This window comes from Agriterribacter sp., assembly GCF_035445465.1.
GTDB lineage: Bacteria > Bacteroidota > Bacteroidia > Chitinophagales > Chitinophagaceae > Agriterribacter.
Map to the genome: position 1 here is coordinate 1 of NZ_DAOMQT010000040.1, position 24253 is coordinate 24253.

19 protein-coding genes are annotated in these 24253 nt (G+C 44.3%); 10 read left to right on the top strand and 9 right to left on the bottom strand.

Going from position 1 to position 24253, the window contains the following annotated elements; genetic code table 11:
- Window positions 1–208: 208 nt before the first annotated feature.
- Window positions 209–967 carry a DUF481 domain-containing protein gene (locus PLE34_RS16135; RefSeq protein WP_324558615.1) on the bottom strand — a complete coding sequence of 253 codons (759 nt, stop codon included), beginning with the start codon at window positions 965–967 and terminating at the stop codon, window positions 209–211.
- A 139-nt stretch (window positions 968–1106) separates the two neighbouring features.
- Here PLE34_RS16135 and PLE34_RS16140 point away from each other — a divergent pair, with 139 nt between their 5' ends.
- From PLE34_RS16140 to PLE34_RS16150, 3 genes are all read left to right on the top strand, one after another.
- Entirely contained in the window at window positions 1107–2435 is a 1329-nt protein-coding gene (locus PLE34_RS16140) for a GntP family permease (RefSeq protein ID WP_324558616.1), read from the top strand.
- A 277-nt stretch (window positions 2436–2712) separates the two neighbouring features.
- The gene (locus PLE34_RS16145; RefSeq protein ID WP_324558617.1) at window positions 2713–3885 is read left to right on the top strand and encodes a THUMP domain-containing class I SAM-dependent RNA methyltransferase; all 1173 of its coding nucleotides are present in this window, start codon (window positions 2713–2715) and stop codon (window positions 3883–3885) included.
- Window positions 3886–3967: 82 nt separating this feature from the next.
- Entirely contained in the window at window positions 3968–6580 is a 2613-nt protein-coding gene (locus tag PLE34_RS16150; protein ID WP_324558619.1) for a family 20 glycosylhydrolase, read from the top strand.
- Between the two features lie 82 nt (window positions 6581–6662).
- On the opposite strand, the gene PLE34_RS16155 is transcribed toward PLE34_RS16150, so the two are convergent.
- Window positions 6663–8228 (bottom strand): serine hydrolase domain-containing protein, encoded by a 1566-nt coding sequence (locus tag PLE34_RS16155; protein ID WP_324558621.1) that lies wholly within the window; start codon window positions 8226–8228, stop codon window positions 6663–6665.
- A 338-nt stretch (window positions 8229–8566) separates the two neighbouring features.
- On the opposite strand from PLE34_RS16155, the gene PLE34_RS16160 reads away from it, so the two are divergent.
- The 4 genes from PLE34_RS16160 to PLE34_RS16175 all read left to right on the top strand — a co-directional run bounded on the left by PLE34_RS16160 (window position 8567) and on the right by PLE34_RS16175 (window position 13331).
- Window positions 8567–9034, top strand: coding sequence for a low molecular weight protein-tyrosine-phosphatase (locus tag PLE34_RS16160; protein WP_324558623.1), 468 nt, complete (start codon window positions 8567–8569; stop codon window positions 9032–9034).
- A 24-nt stretch (window positions 9035–9058) separates the two neighbouring features.
- On the top strand, window positions 9059–10426 hold the full coding sequence (hisS, locus tag PLE34_RS16165) for a histidine--tRNA ligase (protein ID WP_324558625.1): 1368 nt from the start codon (window positions 9059–9061) through the stop codon (window positions 10424–10426).
- A gap of 218 nt (window positions 10427–10644) precedes the next feature.
- Window positions 10645–11055 carry a hypothetical protein gene (locus PLE34_RS16170; protein ID WP_324558627.1) on the top strand — a complete coding sequence of 137 codons (411 nt, stop codon included), beginning with the start codon at window positions 10645–10647 and terminating at the stop codon, window positions 11053–11055.
- A gap of 110 nt (window positions 11056–11165) precedes the next feature.
- Entirely contained in the window at window positions 11166–13331 is a 2166-nt protein-coding gene (locus PLE34_RS16175; RefSeq protein ID WP_324558629.1) for a S46 family peptidase, read from the top strand.
- A gap of 118 nt (window positions 13332–13449) precedes the next feature.
- Here PLE34_RS16175 and PLE34_RS16180 read toward each other — a convergent pair whose 3' ends face one another.
- The 7 genes from PLE34_RS16180 to PLE34_RS16205 all read right to left on the bottom strand — a co-directional run bounded on the left by PLE34_RS16180 (window position 13450) and on the right by PLE34_RS16205 (window position 21014).
- Complete coding sequence (locus PLE34_RS16180; protein ID WP_324558631.1) at window positions 13450–14634, bottom strand: MFS transporter; 1185 nt, start codon at window positions 14632–14634, stop codon at window positions 13450–13452.
- A gap of 162 nt (window positions 14635–14796) precedes the next feature.
- Window positions 14797–15267: a redoxin domain-containing protein gene (locus tag PLE34_RS16185; protein WP_324558633.1), complete on the bottom strand. Its 471-nt coding sequence runs from the start codon at window positions 15265–15267 to the stop codon at window positions 14797–14799.
- Between the two features lie 190 nt (window positions 15268–15457).
- Complete coding sequence (locus tag PLE34_RS16190; RefSeq protein ID WP_324558635.1) at window positions 15458–17635, bottom strand: DUF5916 domain-containing protein; 2178 nt, start codon at window positions 17633–17635, stop codon at window positions 15458–15460.
- A 106-nt stretch (window positions 17636–17741) separates the two neighbouring features.
- On the bottom strand, window positions 17742–17939 hold the full coding sequence (locus tag PLE34_RS21795; protein WP_349770551.1) for a DUF1016 N-terminal domain-containing protein: 198 nt from the start codon (window positions 17937–17939) through the stop codon (window positions 17742–17744).
- Between the two features lies 1 nt (window position 17940).
- Complete coding sequence (locus PLE34_RS16195) at window positions 17941–19491, bottom strand: Rne/Rng family ribonuclease (protein ID WP_324558636.1); 1551 nt, start codon at window positions 19489–19491, stop codon at window positions 17941–17943.
- Between the two features lie 316 nt (window positions 19492–19807).
- Window positions 19808–20659: a tetratricopeptide repeat protein gene (locus tag PLE34_RS16200; RefSeq protein ID WP_324558637.1), complete on the bottom strand. Its 852-nt coding sequence runs from the start codon at window positions 20657–20659 to the stop codon at window positions 19808–19810.
- A gap of 22 nt (window positions 20660–20681) precedes the next feature.
- Complete coding sequence (locus PLE34_RS16205; protein ID WP_324558639.1) at window positions 20682–21014, bottom strand: HU family DNA-binding protein; 333 nt, start codon at window positions 21012–21014, stop codon at window positions 20682–20684.
- 236 nt (window positions 21015–21250) lie between these two features.
- Here PLE34_RS16205 and mutY point away from each other — a divergent pair, with 236 nt between their 5' ends.
- The 3 genes from mutY to gldE all read left to right on the top strand — a co-directional run bounded on the left by mutY (window position 21251) and on the right by gldE (window position 24239).
- A complete protein-coding gene (gene mutY, locus PLE34_RS16210) occupies window positions 21251–22324 on the top strand; it encodes an A/G-specific adenine glycosylase (protein WP_324558641.1) in 1074 nt (357 codons plus the stop codon).
- Window positions 22325–22362: 38 nt separating this feature from the next.
- Window positions 22363–22797 carry a single-stranded DNA-binding protein gene (locus PLE34_RS16215; protein WP_324558642.1) on the top strand — a complete coding sequence of 145 codons (435 nt, stop codon included), beginning with the start codon at window positions 22363–22365 and terminating at the stop codon, window positions 22795–22797.
- A 98-nt stretch (window positions 22798–22895) separates the two neighbouring features.
- On the top strand, window positions 22896–24239 hold the full coding sequence (gene gldE / locus PLE34_RS16220) for a gliding motility-associated protein GldE (protein WP_324558643.1): 1344 nt from the start codon (window positions 22896–22898) through the stop codon (window positions 24237–24239).
- Window positions 24240–24253: the final 14 nt, after the last annotated feature.

A 24253-nucleotide genomic window follows, 5' to 3' on the forward strand; every position in this document is an offset into this window, starting at 1 on the left:
AATTGTCGCATTGCTTTGCTTCATGTGGGCGGTGAAGACCTGTCTGCCGGTCAGGCAGACACCGCCCACGGCGGGCCGCCCCGGCTGGTGTCCCACCAGCCGGCGAAAATTTGGAATGCACCCACAGGCAATAGGCCCGGAAGCTGATTTGTAGAACACGAATCAGGGCGGAGTGAAGATTTGACATACGATGCCGGCAAATAATGCATCAGAATGCATATTTAAAACCGGTGGAAAATGTATAATTACTCCTGGGTATGCCTTCCACGGGAACCTGATCGTATAAATAGTTCCAGTTTATTGTTGCCGATAGTTTTTGCGTGATAGACAGGTTAGCCGATTCCTGGTTCAAAATGCGGAAGTCACCCCACTGATCAAACCGCGGCTGGTAAAAGGTGGTGCTGATGATCTCCAGCGTAGCGGTAGGCTTGAGTGTAAAGCTCAGGTAACTGCTGTTACGTACATTATGATGGGAAACAGGCGGCTCCGTCAACTCTCTTTCATATTCATACATGGCCAACACACCCAAATAAACCTGCAGCCTACCCGAACCGGAAAGTTTGAGCCGGGGACCCATGCCGGTAAGAAAGCGGTTATCTATTTTGGAAATTTTATTGGTTTGCAATTGCGTGAATACTTCCCAGCGAAGGAGGTTACTGATTTTCCGGTTATAGCGCAGGTGAAAAAAAGTATTGTCTGTATATTTTTTCTGAGCGCCCTTCAAAAAAGAATAATCGCCCAGAAAAAGATAGAGGTTTTTGCTGTTCTTATATTGCAGATGGGCAAAGGCGCCGGCAGAAAATACCCTATCTACATTTTTCGCGAGGTTAATACTGCCGCCAAAACTTCCGGCCCAGCCGGTAGTGTCCGTTTGAATTCTGCGGGATTCTACATTTACAATCTGGGCGCCGGCATTGATCCCTGTTAATATGCATAATACAGAGAAAACGATTCTTACCAAATACATCGCGCAAAAATAGCATCTTATTTATTGGTTAAAAAACCAGGGTATATAAAATTATGCGCAAAGTGTTTTTATAAAATGGCTCTCCTAAAAAACTAAGTAGTAAATTGATGATTCATTTTTTATCAACGAACTATAACCCATGTCTGCAGATTTTATACAGATCCTGTTTTTTCTTCTGGCAGGCATCGCGCTGATCATCCTGCTAACGGCAAGGCTTAAGGTACATGCCTTTTTCGCCCTTTTTGTTGCCTGCTTTGTAGTAGGCATTGGTGTGCAACTGCCCTTTGCCGGGGTCATTGGCGCTATGAAAGCCGGGTTCGGGCATATTATGCAGTCGCTGGGCTTTATAATTGTGCTGGGTACCGCATTGGGCGTGCTGCTCGAACACACAGGCAGCACACGGGTAATGGCGGCATTTATTCTTAAAAAAACCGGAGAACGGCGTGCGCCCTTAGCCATGAACATTACCGGCTTCGTGGTAGGACTGCCTATCTTTTGCGACTCGGGATATATTGTACTGAGTGGACTCAATCAAACCCTGGCCCGGCGCACTCAAATAGCGGTACCTGTTATGGCTACCTCTCTTGCAGCAGGTTTATACGCGGTGCATTGTCTTATTCCCCCGCACCCGGGAGCAGCGGCTGCCGCCGGTATCATTGGCGTTGACCTTGGCAAGCTCATCCTGGCAGGCATAGGCGTTGCCATCCCGGCAAGCGCTGTGGGTTACTGGTGGGCGAAACACGCGGGAAAAAAAATTCCGCCCCTACCGGTAACGCAGGAAGATGATGCTGGTACACATGCAAAATTGCCTTCCGTTATACAATCCTTCCTGCCGGTAATTGTTCCCATTATTTTAATTGCACTGGGCTCATTCAGCGCAGTTGAAGCGCATGACAACGGAATATGGAATTTTTTTAAGATCATAGGCGATCCCGTGATCGCATTGTTCATTGGTGTATTGCTGGCGCTTATCCCTGTTCGCTCATGGAAAGAAAATGTAATGAGCAAGCTCCTGCAGGAAGGCGTAGAAAAAGCAGGCAGCATCCTCGTGATCATCGGCGCGGGCGGCGCTTTTGGCGCTGTGCTTGCCGCCACTAAAATTGGCGACCACCTGGGCGACACCTTACCGCTTGCCGGCATGGGTATATTCTTTCCTTTCCTGCTTACCTCCCTGCTTAAAACGGCACAGGGCTCATCAACAGTAGCCATTATTACGGCGGCTTCCATTATACAACCACTGCTGCCCGCGCTGGGATTACATACTCCAACCGGGCAATTGCTGTGCGTGCTGTCTATGGGCGCCGGTTCTATGATGATCTCCCATGCCAACGATGCGTACTTCTGGGTGATCAGCAAATTTTCCGGATTAGAAATGAAAGTTATGCTGAAAGTATATTCACTGGCTACCGTATTCATGGGACTGACGGCATTTGCAATGGTATATATATTGTCGTTGGTGATGCTGTAAAACTATGGGCATTAGTTTGTGAAACGTAAGTCCGCACATTTGTAAGACCGTAAGACTGTAAGACTGTAAAACCGTAAGACTGTAAGATTTTAAGGTGATATCTGCGTTCGGGAGTTGCTTCCTATCACCTCACTATTTTAACTATCTTACTATCTTACTATCTTACAATTAAGCTGTATGAAGCGTCTTCGCTTCATACTCAATTATTATCGCCTCCGGCGATTACGCTTAACTTAATTTCCGCTGTATTTCAAAAGCCTTTTACCTTTACCTCCGCATGAACGTATTTACTACAAAAGCAGCCATTACTATTACCTGCCACAAACGGATCACCCCTTATCTTGAACAGGAAGTAAAAGACCTGGGGTTTACTGTTGAAGACCGTTTTATCACCGGGATACGTATTTCCGGCACAGTGAATGATTGTATAAAACTGAATCTCAACCTGCGTTGCGCCAGCCAGGTGTTGTATAGCCTAAAGCAATTTGAAGCATCCAATGCCGATGCCATTTACCGTAATCTTGTTGATTATCCATGGGAAACCATTTTACCCGATGCGGGTTATTTTTCCGTTACGAGTAATGTAAGCAATGAAACCATCAATAATAATTTATTTGCCAACCTGCGCGTAAAAGATGCTATCGTTGACCGGGTACGGGAAAAAACAGGCAAACGCCCATCCTCAGGGTCCGAACTTACAGGCGCCGTTTTTAACCTGTTCTGGAAAAACGATCTGGCGGAAATTTTTATTGATACTTCCGGCAATTCGCTGGCGCGGCATGGCTACCGCAAAATACCCGGACTGGCGCCCATGCTGGAAGCGTTGGCATCTGCCACCATTTATGCCACCCGCTGGAACAGGGCTTCGCCGTTTGTAAACCCCATGTGCGGATCGGGAACGATAGCGATTGAAGCGGCGCTGATCGCTACTAACCGGCGGCCGGGCCTGTTCAGAACCCATTACGCCTTCATGCATATACAGGGATATGACGATGCCGTATACCTGAAGGAGGATGCGTTATTAGAAGAACAGATCATTGATGTTCCGGGACTTCGCATTATTGCTACCGACTACAGCGAACGGGCTATTGAAAATGCAAAGAAAAATGCCATAGCGGCAGGTGTTGCTAAACTGATTGAATTTAGTGTATGTGATTTCGCTGATACCGAAGTGCCGCAAAACTTACCGGGCATTATGTTCGTGAATCCCGAATATGGAGAACGGCTGGGACAAGTGCAGGAGCTGGAAGCAACTTATAAACGCATCGGCGATTTTATGAAGCAACGCTGTGGCGGCTATTATGGCTATGTATTTACAGGAAATTTGGAACTGGCTAAAAAAACAGGGTTAAAGGCCAGCCGCCGCATAGAGTTTTATACCAGCACTATTGATTGCAGGTTACTTGAATACGAATTATATGCCGGGAGCAGAAGAGAGAAGGAAGCATAAGCATAAATACCTCCCTTTTACATAGTATAATGCCGCGGCAAATCTCTCTCCCCTGTATCTTTATATTCCAATGCGCTTACACATGAAATATTTCAAACTCCCTCTTTCGCTGCTCCTTGCCTTTACCATTTTTATTTCCTGTAATGAACAGGCAACAACAATAAAACAGGGTGATATTGCCGCTATTGGTATGAAATGGGAACTTGTGAGCAATTTCACCGACTCCGGCTATACTGCACGAATAAGTTTGATCAATAAAAAAGAGCAAGAGCTTACCGATAAAAACTGGGCAATCTTTTTTTCCATCGCTCCCAGTTCCTTACTTCAGCCTGAGCAGCCTCAACCCGCAAGGCTTGAGCACCTGAATGGCGACTGGTATAAATTATCCCCCAATACAGGCTTTTCACTGCCTGCAGGTGATTCTATTGATATCATCTATAAAGCTACGGAGGCCAGAATAAAGGAAACAGACCAGCCGCTCGGCATTTATATTGTTTTTTATGACGGAGAAGGCAAAGAAGAACGCGTTGCGAAGATTGACGATTATACACTTATCCCTTTCACGCGCAGGGAACAATTATTGCGTGGCACCGCCGACCAGGAAGCGCCGGCATCCGCTGCCAAAACCTATTGGGAAAACGCCTCTTTATCTGTATTGAGCCCCGATCAGCTTTTGCCTGTTATTCCCACACCTGCGCATTTTTCTATGGGCAGCGGGAACTTCACGCTGGAAGGCAATGCCATTCATTATACCGCTTCACTCAGGAACGAAGCGGATATATTGTCGGCCAAACTCAAAGTAATTACAGGAAAGGATTTTGCCGTTAGCGAAGGCAATGCCGGCAGCAAGGGTATTTATTTATCTGTTGATCCATCGGCCTTTAAAGAACAAAAAGCAGAAGCCTACCGGTTAAGTATAAGTGAAAATGGCATTGCCATTACCGGCGCCGATGCGGCAGGCGTGTTTTATGGCGTTCAGAGTTTGCTGGCGCTTATACCGGCCCAGGTATACACAAGCAAAGAAGCGGAAGTTGTAGTTCCCTTTGTTACCATTGACGATGCCCCGCGGTTTGGATTCCGCAGCGTACATCTTGATGTGAGCCGCAACTTCCAGGAAAAGGAAACCATTTTCAGGGTACTGGATGTGATGGCGCAGTATAAACTGAATCATTTTCTTTTATACACTTCCGAAGACGAAGCCTGGCGGGTTGAAATTCCCGGCCTGCCCGAATTAACGGAAGTAGGCGCACAACGTTCGCATGTAAGCAGTATAGATGCACCCGCATTACACCCTGCTTACGGATCAGGTCCCTTTGCTTACGACAAAGGCCATTATGGCAGCGGGTTTTATACCAGGAAAGATTTTATTGAAATACTGGAGTACGCCAAAAAACGGCATATAAAAGTAATACCTGAACTAAACTTCCCCGGTCATGCACGCGCTGCCATTAAATCTATGGAAGCGCGCTACCAGCGCCTGATGAAGGAAGGAAAAGAAGCAGAAGCGAATGAATATCGCCTTATTGACCCGGCTGATAAATCGGTATATCTTTCTGCCCAATTGTATAAAGACAATGTAGTGAACGTGAGCCGCGAATCAACCTACCGCTTTTTTGAAAAGGTGGTAGACGAGTTTGCGAAGATGTATGAAGAAGCGGGTTTAAAGATGGATGTATTTCATGCCGGCGGAGACGAAGTAGCCGAAGGCGCATGGACACAGTCGCCTGAAGCGCTGGAACTGTTGCGCCAGCATCCCGAGATCAAAGACCCCAAGAACCTGCAAACCTACTTTTTCCGTGAGCTGATGAAGCGCATGGAAAAAAGAAACCTCGAAATACATGGCTGGGAAGAAGTAGCGCTCACTAAAGATGCCACGGGCAAGTACATTCCCAATCCCGAATTTGCAAACAAAAAAGTGGTGCCCTATACATGGAACAATCTTTTCGATTATCCCGATCTCGCTTATCAACTGGCCAATGCAGGTTATAATGTGGTGCTCTGCAATGTGTCTAATTTTTATTTTGACCTGGCCTATAATAATGATCCTAAAGAACCCGGGCTATACTGGGCGGGGTTTATTGACACAAAAAATGCATGGGCCTTCGCCCCCTTCAACATGTTTAATACCACCCTCAAAAGTGATATGGGCAGGGAACTGCTCTGGGATGCGCCGGCGGCAAAACTGCAAAGCCTGAAACCGGAAGCAAGGAAAAATATTATGGGTGTGGAAGCCCAGCTTTGGAGTGAAACCATAAAGGGCAGAGATATGCTGGAATACTATATGCTTCCCAAGCTCATCGGCTTCGCCGAAAGCGCATGGTCGCCCGAAAGAAAATGGGAAACACAAAGCAACCGCCAGCTTCGTATGAAAAGCATTGATGAAGAATGGAACAGGTTCGCCAATACCATTGCGCAAAAAGAATTTTCAAAGTTGGCGCATACTAACGGTGGATATGCCTATCGGGTGCCCCCGGCAGGAGTAATCGTTGAAAACGGCCAGGCGAAAGCTAATGTGGCATTGCCAGGCATCAGCATTTATTACACCACAGATGGTTCGGAACCCACACAACAATCAACCCTGTATAATGGACCTTTCCCGGCAACGGGCACTTTACAATTTAAAACATTTGATGCATCGGGTAAAGCCGGCAGAACCGTTGTGCAGGAAGGCGTACAGCGGCAAAAGCTGAATTAAGGTCAATCAAACATAAAGTCCGAAGAATATAAATCTGAAGTTCGAAGCAGGCATTTCAAATCATAAATTTTCAAATCTCAAATCATTCCTTCTTCACTTCTTTTATATCCAACTGCTGTATCAGGGCGGGGGTTTCCGGCGTGAGGGTAAAATAAATTTCGATACCCGCTTTTTCACCCTGTAGTATAAAGCTGCCGCGCAATTGATTTTCCGGAACCAGTTCAGTAACATTAACAATCTTCCCGGCTTTTTTAAATACGTCCTGTGCTTGCTTTTTACGGATAGCCAATGAGCGGTCAGGAAAAAAATTGACAGCGAAAATATTACTTTCTTCAGCTCCGTTCCAGTCAGGTAACAATTTTACCAGCGCTTCTTTTCGCTGTTGCAGTACAGGCGATACCGGCAACTGCCGGGGCATCAATTTGGCACCGATAACCAATGTATCCAGCACGGCCCAGTTTATGGCACTCATACCTGCATAGGTAAGATTGCCATATACAACAACGCCTATGCCGTACTCCGGCATGATCACCCACTGACTTCCAAAACCGGGCAACCCCCCGGAATGGCCTGCATACGCTCTCCCTTCACCATCTTTGCTGATGCGCAGTCCGTAGCCGTAACTGTTTACCATGGCACAGGCACGTCCATTGGGATAGGTAAATTGATCATACAGATTATTAAACCGCCAGGCCTGCTGCATTTCCCGAACGGAGCTTCGTTTAACCGGTCCCGTTTCCTTATCATTGCGCGGCGGCCATGCGGATAAATGGAAAGCCATATACCTGCTGAAATCTTCTACTGAAGTAATTAGGCCGCCCATTGCGCCATACACGCCGTCGTGCAGCAGCTCCTCTTCCTGCCAGTTACCATTCAGCCACCTGTAGCCATGCGCCAGCAGTGCGGCAGGCACTTTGGTATATTCCCAACCGGTATGCGTCATGCCCAATGGCTCCAGGATATTACGGGTAATATATTGCTGGTATGATGTTCCCGAAACTACGGCAATGATCTCCCCCAGCATGGCAAAACCCATATTGCTGTATTCGTAAGCAACTCCCGGTACGTTAGAAAAAGAAATACCTTTTTCTAACATTGCCATAAATACACCGTGGGTAATATCCAATTGCCTGTCGCCCCAGGGATTATCTTCCGGAAAGCCTGCGGAATGCGTAAGGAGGTCACGTATGGTAATGGATGGCGCATCGGTAGTGAGCAGGCGCACATCTTTCAGCGCAGGAATATAGCGGCTGGCTGCATCATCCAGCCTGAGCTTACCTTCATCACGCAATTTCAGGATAGCCATGGCTGTGAGGCTTTTTGACATAGAAGCAATCCGGAACAGCGAGGCTGAACTAACAGGTGTTTTCTTAGCCAGGTTTGTAAAACCTGTATTGCCGGTATACACCAGCCGGTCGTTTACCACAATGCCAAAGGCCACTCCGGGGAACTTCTTTTCCTGTGCATAGTCTTTATACATTTTTTCTATTGCCGGGAACAATGCCTTCATTTTTTCCACTCTTGCATCATCTTTAAAAACAGGAGGCTGGTAGGTGGCGGCATTTGATGCGGGAGCCTGCTGCGCCTGTACCACTACAACAGGCAACAGCAAAAAAAACAGGAGGTATCTTAGTATCCGTGAGATCATGTGCATACGTTTCCCTTTCAACTAATATACGTGATAAAATACGAAGCAGGAAATTCGAAATCCGAAAGAAATACAGAGGAAAGCACAAGAAGACAAATAACAAGAAACAAATAGAATACAAATATTAAATCCGAAGCAGAAAGTTCGAAATTCGAAGCGAAATGCAACCATAAACTAAAAACGATAAACTAAAAACTCAGGGAAGAGGTGAAAGAAGTATCCATCCTATTGTTAGTAGTTATTCACCTTATCTGACAGCTGATAGCTCCTCATACCTGATAGCCGCATAAATTTCAAATCTCAAATACTAAGGTTTACCTTTGCCCCGATTTTTAACTATGAAGATATTAATGGTATGCCTCGGCAATATTTGCAGAAGTCCGCTGGCGGAAGGCATCATGGAACAGAAAATAGAGCTGGCGGGGCTGAACTGGATAGTAGACAGCGCCGGCACCAACGGCTATCATGCGGGCGAAGCTCCGCATCGCCTGTCGCAAAAAGTAGCGCTCCTGAATGGTATAGATATCAGCGGGCAGCGGGCAAGAAACATTACGGGCAATGATTTTGACGAATTTGATATCATTTATGCCATGGCCGAAGATGTGGTAGATGAAATAAAATGGAGAGCAGGAAAAAAATTCAATGCAACAAAAGTGAAGCTACTGATGAACGAAGTATATCCCGGCCGCAATATTGATGTACCCGATCCCTGGTACGGACCGGAGCCGGGCTACCACAAAGTATTTGAGATGATTGACAAAGCATGCGATAAGATCATTGAACACTATGCCTTATTATCAAAATAACTTTACCCTTAATATTGCAGCAGCATGAGCAAAGCCTCCATTCCACAGGGCACCAGGGATTTCAGCGCGAGCGTTGTCCGGAAAAGAAACCACATCATCCATATTATTAAAAACGTATTTGAGCTGTATGGTTTTGAACCGTTGGAAACGCCCGCAATGGAGAACTTAGATACGCTGATGGGAAAGTATGGAGAGGAGGGGGATAAGCTGATCTTTAAAATCCTGAACAATGGATTGAGTGATCCTAAAAACACGGATAAGGCAAGAACAGCTTTTGAAAATGTATTGCAGGGAAAGAATGATAAAAACCTTACAGAACGCGCTTTAAAATATGATCTCACCATTCCGTTTGCCCGTTATGTAGCAATGAATCACGGGCAGCTCACGTTCCCGTTTAAACGCTACCAGGTGCAGCCGGTGTGGCGGGCCGACCGGCCGCAAAAAGGAAGATACCGTGAATTTTATCAATGCGATGCGGATGTGGTAGGCAGCACTTCTTTATTAAATGAAGTAGAGCTCGCCAATATCTATGCCACGGTATTCCGGAAATTAAAAATTGATGTTGACATCAAGATCAACAGCAGGAAAATATTATCGGCCCTGGCCGAATTATGCGGTGGCACAGACAAATTAACGGATATCACCATTGCCATTGATAAATTAGATAAGATAGGGATTGAAAAAGTGAAAGAAGAATTATTACAAAGGGGGTTGAACGAAAACCAGGTTGCTATTATTGGACAATATTTAGATATTGATGGTGATAACACAGAAAAGATCAATAAAATAAGAGAGCTGCTTGGCACATCCATTACAGGGGTAAAAGGTATAGAAGAACTTGAATATATATTACACTACCTGCCATCAGCAAATATTATACAAGAGCTCAGCATTGACTTTACATTAGCCCGCGGACTGAACTATTACACAGGGACCATTTTTGAAGTGAAAGCAAAAAATGTTCAAATGGGCAGCATTGGCGGTGGTGGCCGTTATGATGATCTTACCGGCTTATTTGATGTGCCCGGTATCCCGGGAGTAGGCATTTCGTTTGGCATTGACAGGATATACGATGTAATGGAAGAACTGAAATTATTTCCTCAGGAAGTGCATAGCGGCACACAGGTACTGTTTTTTAACTTAGGCGAAGCGGAAAGTAAAAAAGCATTCTCCCTGATGCAGGAACTGCGGGATAGAGGCATATCCTGCGAATTATACCACCAGCAGGCTAAATTCGACAGGCAGTTCAAATATGCGGAAAGAAAACATATCGCTTACGCAATAATGATCGGCAGCCGTGAACTGGAAAGCAATACCTGTGTTATAAAAAAATTGGGAACCGGGGAACAAACTGCTGTAGCCTTGCCCGATCTGCCTCACTATTCTTTTTGATCACACATCTTTAACCTGCTTTTAAGGCGCCCGTAACTTTCGGTTCATATTTGCAATCTACTTTTGCTTTAACAAATTGCTGCCTGCTCAGGTCTTGCCCACCATACGCAACTTAGTCATATATAGTCCTCCGGTTGCTATAGTACAATAACACATGAATGCCATATGACTGCGCATGATTGCTTCCATGCAAAGAAGTAAACTAAAAACAAATACATATGGAATCACGTACTTTTTTTTCAATTGTCCGTAAATCTTTATTAGCTATCGCTGTTGCAGCAATAACCATCCCGGCTGCAGCGCATTCCTTTCTGAGCGCTGACCCGTTCGAAAAGTCGGCCGATATTCAATACCTGGGGGCGCAGGATCAGTCATTGATGTTTACCGTAACATACAACAATGTTAATGCTGCCAGGTTTTTCGTAACCATTAAGGATGAAAACGGAGGAACGCTTTTCCAGGGTGCTTTTACAGACAGTAAATTCAACAAGAAATTTATTCTTCCTAAAACGGAGACCGGTAAGCTTATTTTTATCATCAGTGATAAGAAGAACAGGCATTCGGAAACCTTTGAGGTTAGCACCCAAACACGCACGGTAGAAGATGTAGTGGTTAAGAAATTACAATAATCATTCCGGTACATTTACGGGTGGGTAATACCTGCCCGTAAATTACCTATTGCTACAGGCGTTTACTTTCAATATTTACAGTAGGTTTGTTGTGTAAAATTGAAAGCGCCATGAAGCAATTCCTTATTACAGTTGTACTGTTTGTTTCTTTAGGCAGAACCTATGCCGATGAGGGCATGTGGCTTCCGCTGCTGCTTGGCAAACAGGTATATGCCGATATGGTTAAGCGGGGGCTTAAACTCAGTTCCGAGCAATTATACAGCATCAATAAAGCGTCGCTAAAAGATGCTATTGTTATTTTTGGCGGAGGCTGCACCGGCGAAATGGTAAGCAATGAAGGGCTGCTGTTTACCAATCATCATTGTGGCTACGGAGCTATAACGGCTGCCAGCGATTTACAGCACAACTACCTGCGTGATGGCTTTTGGGCATATGATAAAAAGCAGGAAATTCCTGCCGCAGGGCTCAGCGTTCAGTTCCTGCTGAAAATTGAAGATGTAACAGAAGAAATCGCGCCGGCATTAGAAGGACTAAGTGCAGATGACCGCTCCGGAAAGCAAAGCGACCTTATAGCGCAGGTTAATGAAAAATATTCCGATCCGCTTAAAAATGTACAGGCCAGGGTAAGCGCGCTTTTCAAAGGGAATCAATTCCTTGTTTTTGTATACCAGCAATACAACGATGTACGGCTGGTTGGCGCCCCGCCTGAGAGCGTGGGTAAGTTTGGCGGCGATACCGACAATTGGGAGTGGCCGCGGCATACCGGTGATTTTTCCGTGTTTCGGGTATATGCAGGACCCAACGGCGAACCCGCTGCTTATGCCGCAGATAATATACCACTTAGGCCCAAACATTTTTTACCCATTTCTATTAAAGGCGTAAAAGACGGCGATTATGCCATGATTTATGGTTACCCCGGCAGCACGAACCGTTATGAAACATCGTATGGTATAAAGCTGGCAACAGATATCACTAATCCCAGCCTTGTAAATCTACGGGACATACGCCTGAAAGCAATGTTTGAGGAAATGAAAAAAGACCCTGCGGTAAAGCTCCGGTTGGCCCCTATGTATGCAGGCGTAGCCAACTACTGGAAATTTTATGATGGTGAAACCAAGCAATTGCTTAAATATCATATCTACGAAAAAAAGCAGGAAGAAGAAGCCCGCTTTATTCAATGGGCTGAAGGCAAGCCTGAATTTGAAAATATATTTACCGCATGGCCTAAAGTATACGATGCATGGAAACCCTATGCCAAACACAGGGTATACATTAACGAGGGTATTCTGGGCGCTTCACTGGCTAAGTTCGCGGCCACACTTATAAAGGTGGAAAGCGATATGCTGAAGCAGGGTGCAGACGCGGCAATAGTTAAGCAGGGGCTTGAAGCGGCAGACGCGGCAAGAAAAAAGTTTAAGGATGGTGCGGATATCATTTCCGACCAGCGCATAATGGCTGCAACATGCCACATGTTTTACACCGATATTGACAAAGCCCAGCATCCTGTTGGCTTTTATGAAAAAATAAAAACCGCGTACGGCGATTTGAATGATGCCGGCACTTATAAAAACTGGGCCCTGGCTGTATTCAGCAACACCATTTTACTGAACGATGCAAAATGGGAGGCATTCATGAACAAGCCGGATGCCGTAGCACTTCAAAATGATCCTGCATATATTTATGCCGGCGGGTTTGTAAAGAACTATAATACTAAATATGAACCGCTTTTTCAACGGTTCAATATCCGGAATAATGACCTGGGGCGCTTATACCTGAAAGGCGTGATACAAATGGATCCGAAAAAGAAAATGTACCCGGACGCTACTTTTACAATGCGGGTAAGCTATGGTACGGTAAAGAGCTACAGCCCGAGAGATGCAGTAAAATACGATATTGTATGCACCATGAAGGGGGTTATGGAAAAATACATCCCCGGCGATTACGAGTTTGATCTTCCTCCTAAACTGATTGAGCTGGTAAAGAAAAAAGATTTTGGACAGTATATTGACAAAAGGCTGAACGACCTGGTAGTGTGCTTCATCACCAATAACGATATCACAGGCGGCAATTCGGGTTCTCCTGTAATAGATGCAAATGGCAATTTAATCGGGCTGGCCTTTGACGGCAATTATGAAGCGCTAAGCCATAAGCTCGCTTTTGATAAAGACATGAACCGGAGCATTTGCGTGGATATACGCTATGTATTATGGTGCATTGAAAAGCTGGGTGGTGCAGGCAATATTATCAAAGAATTAAAGTTAGTAAAGCAGCCTTAAAAGCAGCAGGAAAAAAGTTTAGCACCGATGGCTTTTAATTATTTATGCATTTGGGGCATGCTTAGTTCTGCTTAAACAAACGCCTGCCTCCAAAACCATCCTGTGCTGTGGCTGAACTTTACGGGCATATGATCCGGCCTTTCTCATATACGTGCCTCGAATTAAACCAATAAATAAAGAGTGCAACAAAACTCAGTCCTCCTGTAATTAAAAACATATTGGCAAATCCAAAAATGTCGGCTAACCAGGCGCCCACCAGCATGCCGGTTCCAATGCCCAGGTCAAAGCCGGTTAAATAGGTAGAATTGGCAGTACCGCGTTTAGAAGCCGGAGCCATATTTATATAAATGGTCTGCAAAGCCGGGAAGAGCGTTCCATATCCGGTACCGATCAAAAAAGCAGCAATACAATAAATATATATATCATGCACCAGGGCGAACCCCACATATCCCCCGCTAATCAGCAATATAGCCACAGCCATTACCTGGTGCAGGTATCCGCGGTCAACCAGTTTACCGGAGGTAACCCTGGAAAATACAATTCCTCCGGCTAAAAACAGGAAAAAAATCCCTGAATTTTTTATGCCTATGCCCTTCCCATATAAAACGGCAAAAGCCACCAAAGTGCCCCAGCCGAAAGCCAGAAGCAGTTGATTCAGGAAAATAGGGATCGCTCTCACCAAAATAAACCGGTCCAGGGAAATCGGCGGAATCTTGTCCAGCTTTTTTCTATAAGGCACTTTGATGAAGAGGGATGTTACAATGGAGAGGGACCCCATGAACAGGGCAGATGAAATCAATGCATTAAAATGGTATGCATCATATATCTGTACCGCAACGTAGGGAGCTATTGCCATAGCAATATTGGTATTAACGCCAAAATAGCCAACACCTTCCGCACGCCGTGATGCAGGAATGATGTCAATAGCTACCGTGTTTGCAGAAACGGAAGACAATCCCCAGAACAATCCATGAACGAACCGCAGCATAATAAAAAACAAAACCGAGACCGCAAAGTAGTAGCCTAAAAATGTAAGCACAAACAAACTGATGCCCAATACTAAGAGTGGCTTTCTTGCATAAACATCCACTAAATATCCGCTAAACGGACGGATGATTAAAAGGGCGGCGGCATAAGACGAAAGCACCACTCCGATCTTAGACGGAGACACTCCCAACTCTCCCGACAAAAAGAGCGGAATAGTTGGCATTAAAAGATTAAAGGAACAGGCAACCAGGAAATAAGTGAGACAGGTAATGATAAAATTTTTATTCCAAAGCCTTTCCTTTTCTTTAATATTCATTATGAATTAATAGCCGAAGGCAATAAAGTTTTAAATGTAAGCAGAAGATGAAAATGAGCGGGCAGGAGTATATGAACGGGCAAGGGTGATGAATTTCACTATGCTCCATTTACTTTTCACCTTGTGAGACGATAAACTATTGACTCCTCTCAACCTGCCTGCCTACCTGATCTTTTCCAGGGCTGCTTTTAACGCGGCAAAGTTCACCTGTGTTCCGGGGTTTGCTGTTTCCTCCGCATATACAACTGTACCGCTGCCATCTACTACTGTTACCCCTCTTTTAGCCACACCTTTCAATCCCAGCGCAAAATCCTCAAGGTACATATCATAGTCGCGGATCATGGTTTTGTTGAAATCGGAAAGCAGATCGAAGTTGATATTGTTCTGGGTTTTGAATACGCCCAGGGTAAAAGGCATGTCAACAGAAACACCTACTACCGAAGCGCCAAGGCTGCTGTAAAAATTCAGATCATCCCGGTTGCTGCACATCTGCTCAGTGCACACACCTGTAAAAGCCGCAGGGAAAAAATTTATTACTAATGTTTTGCCTGCAAAATCCTTTAAAGAAACCTCTTTCTTTTCGGTATTGATCAATGTAAAATCCGGCGCTTTAGAGCCAATTGTTAGTGCCATAATATTATTTTTAAGAGTTGCTAAGCTAAAGAAAATTCAGGTACGGATCACATATATTGATGAACATACACAGATATACTATTGAACAGGTCAGGTGTTTCCCGTATTATTTCATTCCCCCGGCTAGCTTGTTCTCACTTTTCCCGTTTAACGTTTCACCCATTGACCTCTCGCTATTCACCATTCACCCTTACAAATTCCACCAGTAATTAAATTTCAACACAAAAGCTCTTGTCTTTACCGCAAACGGCCCCGGGTAATAATTATCAGTGTATACGAGGAACAGGTCTGAAGCGGGCTTATAGCGCCACTGGAGCCTGGCATTGATATTGAGATTCTCCAATTGCTCGTTATACTGGATATAGGTGGTAAAAAAGAGGGTATTCGTAAACGTTACGTCTATACGCGGGCCCACCAGTAAAAAATTAGTTTTAGCCCAGGGCTGGGCTAATAAAAGCCGGTTATAGCTGGCGCTCATGGTAATATTTACATAGGGTTGAAAACGGTAGCCCACATCGCCGCCGGCAGTGAACAAATGACCATTGGCATAATAGCCGCCGTACCGCATAGACGCGGTGTAGGTAAACAGGTGCTGGGGTGCAGAAACATAATCAAAGCCAATGGTATTCCAGTTGTGCTTTGATCCGGCAGCCAGTGAATCTTTGCCAAGATTGGTAGGATCGAAGGGATTCAGCAACTGCACATAATCATTTTGCGCAACAAAATTGAATGTGCTTTTGGAGCGAAATGTTATGAGGTAAGATAATATATTGGAGTGATCCGTTTCCTTAAACGCCGAATTGAAGTAAAACACGCTGCTCCATTGCGGCCCGTGTGTGAGCACATTTCCTCCTTTAGGAAAAAAGTAATGCGTAATGAGCGGGTTGAGCTTAATATACCCTTTGCGCGGCACATAGCCTGCTTCCGAAGTATAGTTTTTACCTACATGCTGAAGCTGCGCGGTAATAAGCCATTTGCGGCTGCTATACTGCATGTTCGCTGCTTGCGTCCAGTCATCACCGGCAGCTCCCGGTTGAAAAGATTTAAGCACCATCGCTTTACCCGTCCACTGGTTGCCCGAAGAGGCGAGGTTATATTCCATCCCGATATTCCGGTTATACCGCGAGTAAATGTTTTTACTGCTGTCGGCTTCATCGGGATGATAATTCAGGGATGCTTTATCAATATATATAAAGCCGATATTCGATCGCCTGAATACTTTTCGTTGTAAGGATAACACAGCAAAGTTTTGGGCAGGCAAATCCGTTTCTGCTACCTTCGCCGTTTGCATATTCATAATACCTATACGCCAGTTCTTATCCAGCTTTCCGCTTAACCTGGCGCCAAAATTAATGGGAACACCCAGTCCTATTCTCCTGGAAAAGAATGGACGGATGTCTGCATAGCCAAAATTGGCGAACAGGTCGCCGTTTTCTAAAAAGAACTGCCGCCGTTCGGGAAAGAACAGTTCAAACCGGCTGAGGTTGGTAACCTGCTTATCTACTTCCACCTGCGAAAAATCGGGACGCACGGTGAGGTCAAGGTTGAGTGAAGGGCCAATGGAAACCTTAACATCACCACCAATACCTTTATCAAATACGGTTTTGGATGGGTTGGTATAATTTTTTGCAGCGCTGCCCAGCACATAGGGTATAACGGAGATATTAGAGCGGGGAGCGGGTGGTGCTTCATCCCAGATAATGGATCCGGTATAGGCGAGCGATGCCGTGGGAAACTGGCGCGGCACGGGTGTCCAGCTCGACTTTTCCGTGGTCTTCAGGTCATTTCTGCCGAAGTTGATGCCCCATTGCTTCGCGTCTTTTTTATAGCGTATCGTTTTAAACGGAATAGCCGCTTCAAATATCCATTTATCCGGATAATTTTTCACAGCGGAAGTCCATTTGTTATCCCAGTTCAGGTCTACTTTTCCGCCTTCATACATGGCCCCATCCCATTGCGCGCCAAAGGCGTTGGCGCCAAAAGAAAAACCTGTTGTCTGATCTTCAAAGGTATCCATGAACAACAGGAAGTTATCGTTCTTCAAAAAAGAAAAATCCCTTCTGAGCGATTCCACCATGTGCCTTCCTTCACCATAATTATAACAAACCGCCAGCAGGTAAAGATTCTCGTTATCATAGGTCATGCTTACATCGGTACGAACTAAAGCGCCGCTGGTATCCATAGGTAAAACCATACGGAAATCGCCGGCAACCTCCGCATTGAGCCAGCCTTCTTCATCCGCTATTCCATCTATATGGACAGGTGCGTTGGTTTTATGGATATGCAGTTGAAAAGCGGCATTCTTTTTTTGAGCGTTTGAATAAGAAAAAGCCAGTAGAAAAAAACAGCAGGTAAAAAAACGGTTCAAGGGAATATATTTTGATCTTGAAGAGACGGAAAGATAGAGATTTTTTGAATGCTGTTTTAAATGGAGGGAATAAATGCTGCCATAGATGCGCAGAAGATAAAAATCATCAGAATAGCGGCTGTTTTAGCGGTATTAACAAGGTGAAGTAAGTCCAGCTTAATTGTCGCATCGCTGATGCGACAATTTGCTCATCGGGGAAAACTTCGGCAAACTGCATCATCCTGCGGATGTTTTCTTCAAATCCTTTGCCATAGGTTTCTGCCAGTTGTCGCGCTAATGTTGCAATAAGTAGTCGGGGGGAAATCCTACAACTTTATCTCTTCTTCATTACTGTCAAAAAAGTGGAACTCGGTGAGGTAGTAATTGTTGTTGGTCTTTAGCTTCATTTTTTGCTTGTATTTCCAGCTCCACTTTCTGCGGATGGAAAAAAGCCAGCCTTTGGTAAGATAGGCGTAGATGATCGGGTGCACAACAATAGTGAGCCCGGTATGTTTTTGCATTACTAAATAACTCAGGTTCTTCTCAATCTCATCTTCCAGTACCAGTGTGGAGGATATTTTGCCGGTGCCGTTACAGGTAGGACAAACTTCCTGAGTATTGATATTCATCTCCGGCTTCATGCGCTGCCGGGTGATCTGCATCAGTCCGAATTTTGAAATAGGAAGCACCGCATGCTTTGCCCTGTCGGCCCGCATACAATCTTCCATTGCCTCAATAAGCCTGCGTTTATTGTCGGGCAGCTTCATATCAATAAAATCCACCACAATAATGCCGCCTATATCGCGAAGCCGTAGCTGCCGTGCAATTTCGGCTGCGGCTTCTAAGTTGGTTTCCAGCGCGTTCATTTCCTGGTTATTGCTAACGCTTTTATAGCCGCTGTTTACATCAATAACGTGCAGGGCCTCCGTATGCTCAATGATCAGGTAAGCGCCGCTGGGGAGGTTTACCGTTTTACCAAAAGAAGCCTTTACCTGCTTGGTAACGCCATACTGATCAAAAATGGGCGTACCATTATGGTATAAAGAAACAATCTCTTTTTTCTCGGGAGCTATCTTTTGAATATAATTACGGGTATCGTTGTAAATATTCTTATCATTCACCACAATGCGGTTAAAATCTTCATTCAGAAGATCCCTCAGCATACTGGTGGTTTTGGTTTGTTCGCTTAATATTTTGCAGGGGGCTGTTGCACCTTTAAGGTTATGCTGGAGGTTTTTCCAGCTCTGCACCAGCATAATCAGGTCTTCATGCAGTTCCGCTGTGTTCTTGCCTTCAGCAGCGGTTCTTACAATTACACCAAAATTTTTAGGCTTGATGGATTCCACAATTTTATGGAGCCGTTTTCTTTCTTCCGAAGAATGTATTTTACGCGAAACCGCGATAATATCATTAAAGGGAGTAACTACCACGAACCGGCCGGGCAGTGAAATTTCACAGCTCAGCCTGGGGCCTTTAGCCGCAATGGGTTCTTTTAATATTTGAACCAGTATATTAGGTTTTTGGCCTAATACTTCATTGATCTTACCGGTTTTAACAATCTCCGTTTCCGTCTGGAACTGTGAAAAATCAAACTCAGCCTGTGGATTATCGTTCATCGCCTGGTGGGTGAACTTGAGCAAAGAACGGGCATACGGACTAAGATCCGTATAATGCAGGAAGGCATCTTTTTCGAAGCCTACGTCTACAAAAGCGGCATTGAGTCCCGGGATAAGTTTTTTTACTTTTCCAAGGTACAGATCTCCCACCGCAAAACTGGCGTCTGCTTTTTCGTGGTGCAGTTCTACCAGTTTTTTGTCTTCCAGCAGGGCAATTTCTACGCCTACAGGAGCCGCATTAATAATTAATTCTTTGTTCAAGTAAAAAAGCCATTTAATGAACCGTCAAACAAACAGGAGAAAACCATTGGGCAGTCTGTTTGCATATACAGGTTTTACATTTATATGCAACTGCGGATACAAGCAGCCCGGCCCCTCAGCTTCACATTAACACATCATTCAGTGCAGGTTATCCGGCATTGAAAAACAGCAGTAGTTATTTGTTCTTCTTCTTATGACGGTTTTTTCTCAGGCGCTTTTTACGTTTATGGGTAGCAATTTTATGACGTTTTCTTTTTTTACCACAAGGCATAAACCAAATAGTTTTTTGTTAGGTGATTATTATTAATTCAATATTTTAATGCTGCAATTCTTTAATTCTCTTATCAATTTCTTTAAGCGCTTCCGGGTTCTGCACAAATTTTTTACCTGTTTCATACCACTGTGCAGCTTTGGCATTTTCACCATGGCGCTCATACGCTTCGGCTAATAAAAAAACCGCTTCCGTGTTATCAGGTTCAGCCTGTACTACCAGGTTCAGTCTTTCTATAGCCTTATCATACTGACCCGTCATTATTCCACCATACCCCAGCATAAACTGTGCATACATATTGGTGGAGTCTTTACGCACCACCTCCAGTAATTTCTGAATGCCTTCCATTGGGCTTGAAGCACCGGATGCACCAAAAATATAACTGCTTCCTAATCCGATTTTGCTGGAATCATTCTCCGGATTCAACGTTAGTGCCTGTTTAAACAGGTCAGCAGCCTGGTTGGCCATCCATACCTGCAAAGCATGCTGGTCTACACCTTTAAGCTGCTTTAAATATAAATGGGCTGCAAAGGTGAGGCTTTTTTCAGAATTTTCCAATTTGGACTTTTCGCCGAGATAATACATGAAAGGCTCAAAAACATGGGCAGAATCCTTCCAAAAAGCAGCCAGTTCATCGTATAATTTTATTTTCTGGCCGGCTACATCTCCTCTTACAACAGAATTTTCTTTTGCAGTAAGCCAGGCCTGCCGTTCGGGCGAAAGCCTTGATTTGGCAGTTTCAAGTATAGAAGCGGATTCTAATTGTTCTTCTTTATGGTCGGCCGCTGCCTGCGCCGCCGGGGTTTTTGAAGCATGTGGCTTGGTTCTCCCCAAAAAATAAAGGCTCAATAAAAGCACGAGCCCCGATGCCACAACTATCCATTGTTGTTTTTTCACTCATCTTGAATTTGGAGCGAAGTTAAATGCTATCTTCCGTCTCATCATCAAAATTCTCCTCAACCGGTTTAGCCGATTGCAGTTTCTTTACTTCGTGAACAAATTCTTTAGCGGGCTTAAATGCAGGTATATAATGTTCAGGTATATGTACTGCTATGTTTTTCTTAATATTACGTCCTATTTTAGCGGCTCTCTTCTTGGTTATAAAGCTTCCAAAACCGCGGATATAAATATTTTCTCCTTTGGAAAGATTTTCTTTAACCTCTTTAAACAAAGTTTCCAGTGTAACTAAAACATCTACTTTTGGAATTCCGGTTTTTTCAGAGATATTGTTAATGAGATCGGCTTTTCGCATGGTATTGTATTTTTATAAGTAAATGAAATTCAATGATAAAATAACACAAATAATATATTTCCTGCAAGTTATTGTTATAAATATTTTTTTTATCGTGTTGTGTACCTGCAAAAAACACATTGATTTTTTGGCATAATGCATCTGATTACTACTGAACGCACAGAATATCAGAAAATTGTATATTATATAAACAAAAAGACCGGCATAAGCTTGAATAACAGTTAATTACCCTTATAATGAAGTTATTTTTCACTAAAAAGCTGTTGTTGTGGAACAAAAAGTACAACCGGAGAGCGATGCCCTGGAAAGGCGAAAAAGACCCTTATAAAATATGGTTAAGCGAAATCATTCTTCAGCAAACCAGGGTAGAACAGGGGTGGAATTACTACCTGAAGTTTATAAAAAAATTTCCAACTGTACAGCAACTGGCCCATGCCCCGGAAACAACAATTTTTAAACTATGGGAAGGACTGGGCTATTATTCCAGATGCAAAAACCTCATCGCTGCGGCCAGGATCATTGATAAAGATTACGGCGGCCGTTTTCCCGCCATGTATGAAAAAATACTGGAGCTGCCCGGGATAGGTCCTTACACAGCAGCGGCCATTGCTTCCTTTGCCTTTAATCTTCCTTATGCCGTGGTAGATGGCAATGTGCTGCGGGTACTGGCCAGGATAGGCGGAATTAAAACTCCTGCAGATTCGGCAAAAGGAAAGACATTGCTGAACAAGCTGGCTTTTGAATTGCTGGATAAAAAGCAACCCGGACTCTATAACCAGGCAATCATGGATTTTGGCGCTGTGGTTTGTAAGCCCAAATCGCCCGACTGCCGTGAATGTATCATGCAAACCAACTGCAGGGCATACCAACTTGGACTGGTGGCCCAGCTTCCTGTAAAAGAAAAGAAAATCGTTAAAAAAAACCGCTGGCTGTATTATTTTATTATTACATACAAAAGCAGGGTATATATCCGCAAAAGAACCGCCAAAGACATTTGGCAAAATTTGCACGAATTTTTACTGGTGGAAAAAGACAGCGCCATCACCAAAAAGAACTGGCTGCTGCTCCCGCCTGTAAAGCAATTACTCAGCCGGAACGAAGCAAGGGTTACAAAGATTTCAAGAATATATACCCAGCAGCTTACCCATCAAACGGTGCGCGGACAATTTATTGAAATCAGCGTAAATAAAGCCCCTGATCTGGGAGCCGATTTTACAGGCGTAACACATCGCGAGCTCGGCAACTACCCTTTTCCAAAATTTATGATTACTTATTTGCAGGAAAAAAATGTAAATTTAAGTCAGCATTGATGAATGAAGTTCATTTGAACGAATCTAAAACAAGTTTTATGCGAGGAGTAAACAGAGTTATGTTAATTGGTAACCTGGGTAAGGATCCTGACATTCAGTTCTTAGAGGGGAATATTGCCGTAGCAAAATTTCCATTGGCAACAACAGAAACTTTTAAAGACCGCACCGGAAAATTAATAAGCCAAACAGAGTGGCATACCGTAGTGCTGTGGCGCGGGTTAGCGGAACTGGCACAAAAATATCTTCACAAAGGCAGCTTGGTGTATATTGAGGGAAGATTGCGTACACGGAGTTGGGAAGACAAGGAGGGCAACCGTAAATTTGCTACCGAAGTAGTAGGGGATAACCTGATTATGCTGGATAAAAGAGCGGATGGACCGCATGGCGTTAACCATTCCGGCGATCACCCGGAGGGATTCAATAGTGATGTACCTCCTGTAAGCGATTCTTCCTCTGAAAATATGGCTTTTTAAGATCTTACACGAATACTTATTTTTGTACGTTAATAAAACAGGCAGGCCATTGACCTGCCTTTATGATTACACCGCATTACTCACAAAAAATACCCGGCTTGGATCACCTATCGGTTTTATATAACAGTCTGCTTAAGCTTGAGCCCGTGCTACTGGCTGTTAATCCGCAAAGCATTACCATTTTAATTATACTGCTGCTGTCATTACTCATTGTATCTTTTTTTGTATCCGGGGCAGAAGTGGCTTTATTTTCCCTTACCTACAGGGATATTAATATGCTCAAAACAAAGCAGCACCCGTCAGCCCGCAGAATTATCACCCTGCTGGATCAGCCCAAAAGGCTGCTTGCCACACTGCAAATAGCCAACACTTTCGTAAACATAGGCACCATTATCGTATCTAATGTATTAATGGATGAATTGCTGCAGCAGCCCAATGCTTTTCTGAATTTCATTATCAAATTAATTGTTATTGTTTTTTTATTGGTGCTTTTCGGGGAAATCCTGCCCAAAGTGTCGGCTACGCAAAATAATATCAGGTTTGCTTACAGCGCTTCCCTGCTCATTGAAGTGCTCTACAGCTTTTTCAGCAGCATGAGCAGGTGGTTTGTAAAATTTACCGATGGTATTGAAAGAAGCTTCGGCGGGATAAAACATCACCATGTATACAATCCCGAAGATATTGACCAGGCAATAGAAATGAACGCCACAGAAAATACCACGGAAGAGGAAAAAAACATTCTCCGTGGAATAGCGCGGTTCGGGCAGGTTACGGTTAAGCAAATTATGCGTACCCGGCTTGACGTGAGCGCTATTGATTACGATACGGGTTTCAGGGAACTGATGCGCAAAATAGAAGAGCTGCATTATTCCCGGCTGCCGGTATATAAAAACAACCTCGATGATGTAGTAGGCATTATACACAGCAAAGATCTATTGCCTTTTATAAATGAAACGGATGATTTCGACTGGCGCAAGTTGATCCGGCAGCCCTATTTTGTTCCCGAACAAAACCTGATCAAAGATCTTTTACGCGAGCTGCAAAAAAAGAATACGCATTTTGCCGTTGTGGTGGATGAATTTGGCGGAACAGAAGGCATTGTGACCATGGAAGATATCATGGAGGAAATTATTGGCGATATCCGCGATGAGTTCGATGACGAAGAAAGTGTGAATAAAAAGATAGACGACCATACGTATATTTTTGAAGGACGCATAATGATAACAGACGCATGTAAGGCCATGGGCTTAAATGCAGATACCTTTGACCAGGTAAGAGGGGAAAGCGAATCCATTGCCGGACTGGTACTGGAGCTGGCCGGTGAAATACCGCAGGAAGGACAGGTGATCCCGATCGGCGATTTTGAATTTACGGTTATCGAAATTGACAAAAACAGGATTAAAAAAGTAAAAGTAACCATCAGGCTGTTAACCGCTCAGTAACATAGGCATTAAAG

Bases quoted from the DNA above. Each gene is read 5' to 3' on its own strand.
- hisS (WP_324558625.1), top strand. From the start codon at position 9,059: ATGAGCAAAGCCTCCATTCCACAGGGCACCAGGGATTTCAGCGCGAGC.
- PLE34_RS16160 (WP_324558623.1), top strand. From the start codon at position 8,567: ATGAAGATATTAATGGTATGCCTCGGCAATATTTGCAGAAGTCCGCTG.
- PLE34_RS16175 (WP_324558629.1), top strand. From the start codon at position 11,166: ATGAAGCAATTCCTTATTACAGTTGTACTGTTTGTTTCTTTAGGCAGA.
- mutY (WP_324558641.1), top strand. From the start codon at position 21,251: ATGAAGTTATTTTTCACTAAAAAGCTGTTGTTGTGGAACAAAAAGTAC.
- PLE34_RS16205 (WP_324558639.1), bottom strand. From the start codon at position 21,014: ATGCGAAAAGCCGATCTCATTAACAATATCTCTGAAAAAACCGGAATT.
- PLE34_RS16145 (WP_324558617.1), top strand. From the start codon at position 2,713: ATGAACGTATTTACTACAAAAGCAGCCATTACTATTACCTGCCACAAA.
- PLE34_RS16180 (WP_324558631.1), bottom strand. From the start codon at position 14,634: ATGAATATTAAAGAAAAGGAAAGGCTTTGGAATAAAAATTTTATCATT.
- PLE34_RS16155 (WP_324558621.1), bottom strand. From the start codon at position 8,228: ATGATCTCACGGATACTAAGATACCTCCTGTTTTTTTTGCTGTTGCCT.
- PLE34_RS16140 (WP_324558616.1), top strand. From the start codon at position 1,107: ATGTCTGCAGATTTTATACAGATCCTGTTTTTTCTTCTGGCAGGCATC.
- PLE34_RS16170 (WP_324558627.1), top strand. From the start codon at position 10,645: ATGGAATCACGTACTTTTTTTTCAATTGTCCGTAAATCTTTATTAGCT.
- PLE34_RS16185 (WP_324558633.1), bottom strand. From the start codon at position 15,267: ATGGCACTAACAATTGGCTCTAAAGCGCCGGATTTTACATTGATCAAT.
- PLE34_RS16135 (WP_324558615.1), bottom strand. From the start codon at position 967: ATGTATTTGGTAAGAATCGTTTTCTCTGTATTATGCATATTAACAGGG.
- PLE34_RS16215 (WP_324558642.1), top strand. From the start codon at position 22,363: ATGCGAGGAGTAAACAGAGTTATGTTAATTGGTAACCTGGGTAAGGAT.
- PLE34_RS16150 (WP_324558619.1), top strand. From the start codon at position 3,968: ATGAAATATTTCAAACTCCCTCTTTCGCTGCTCCTTGCCTTTACCATT.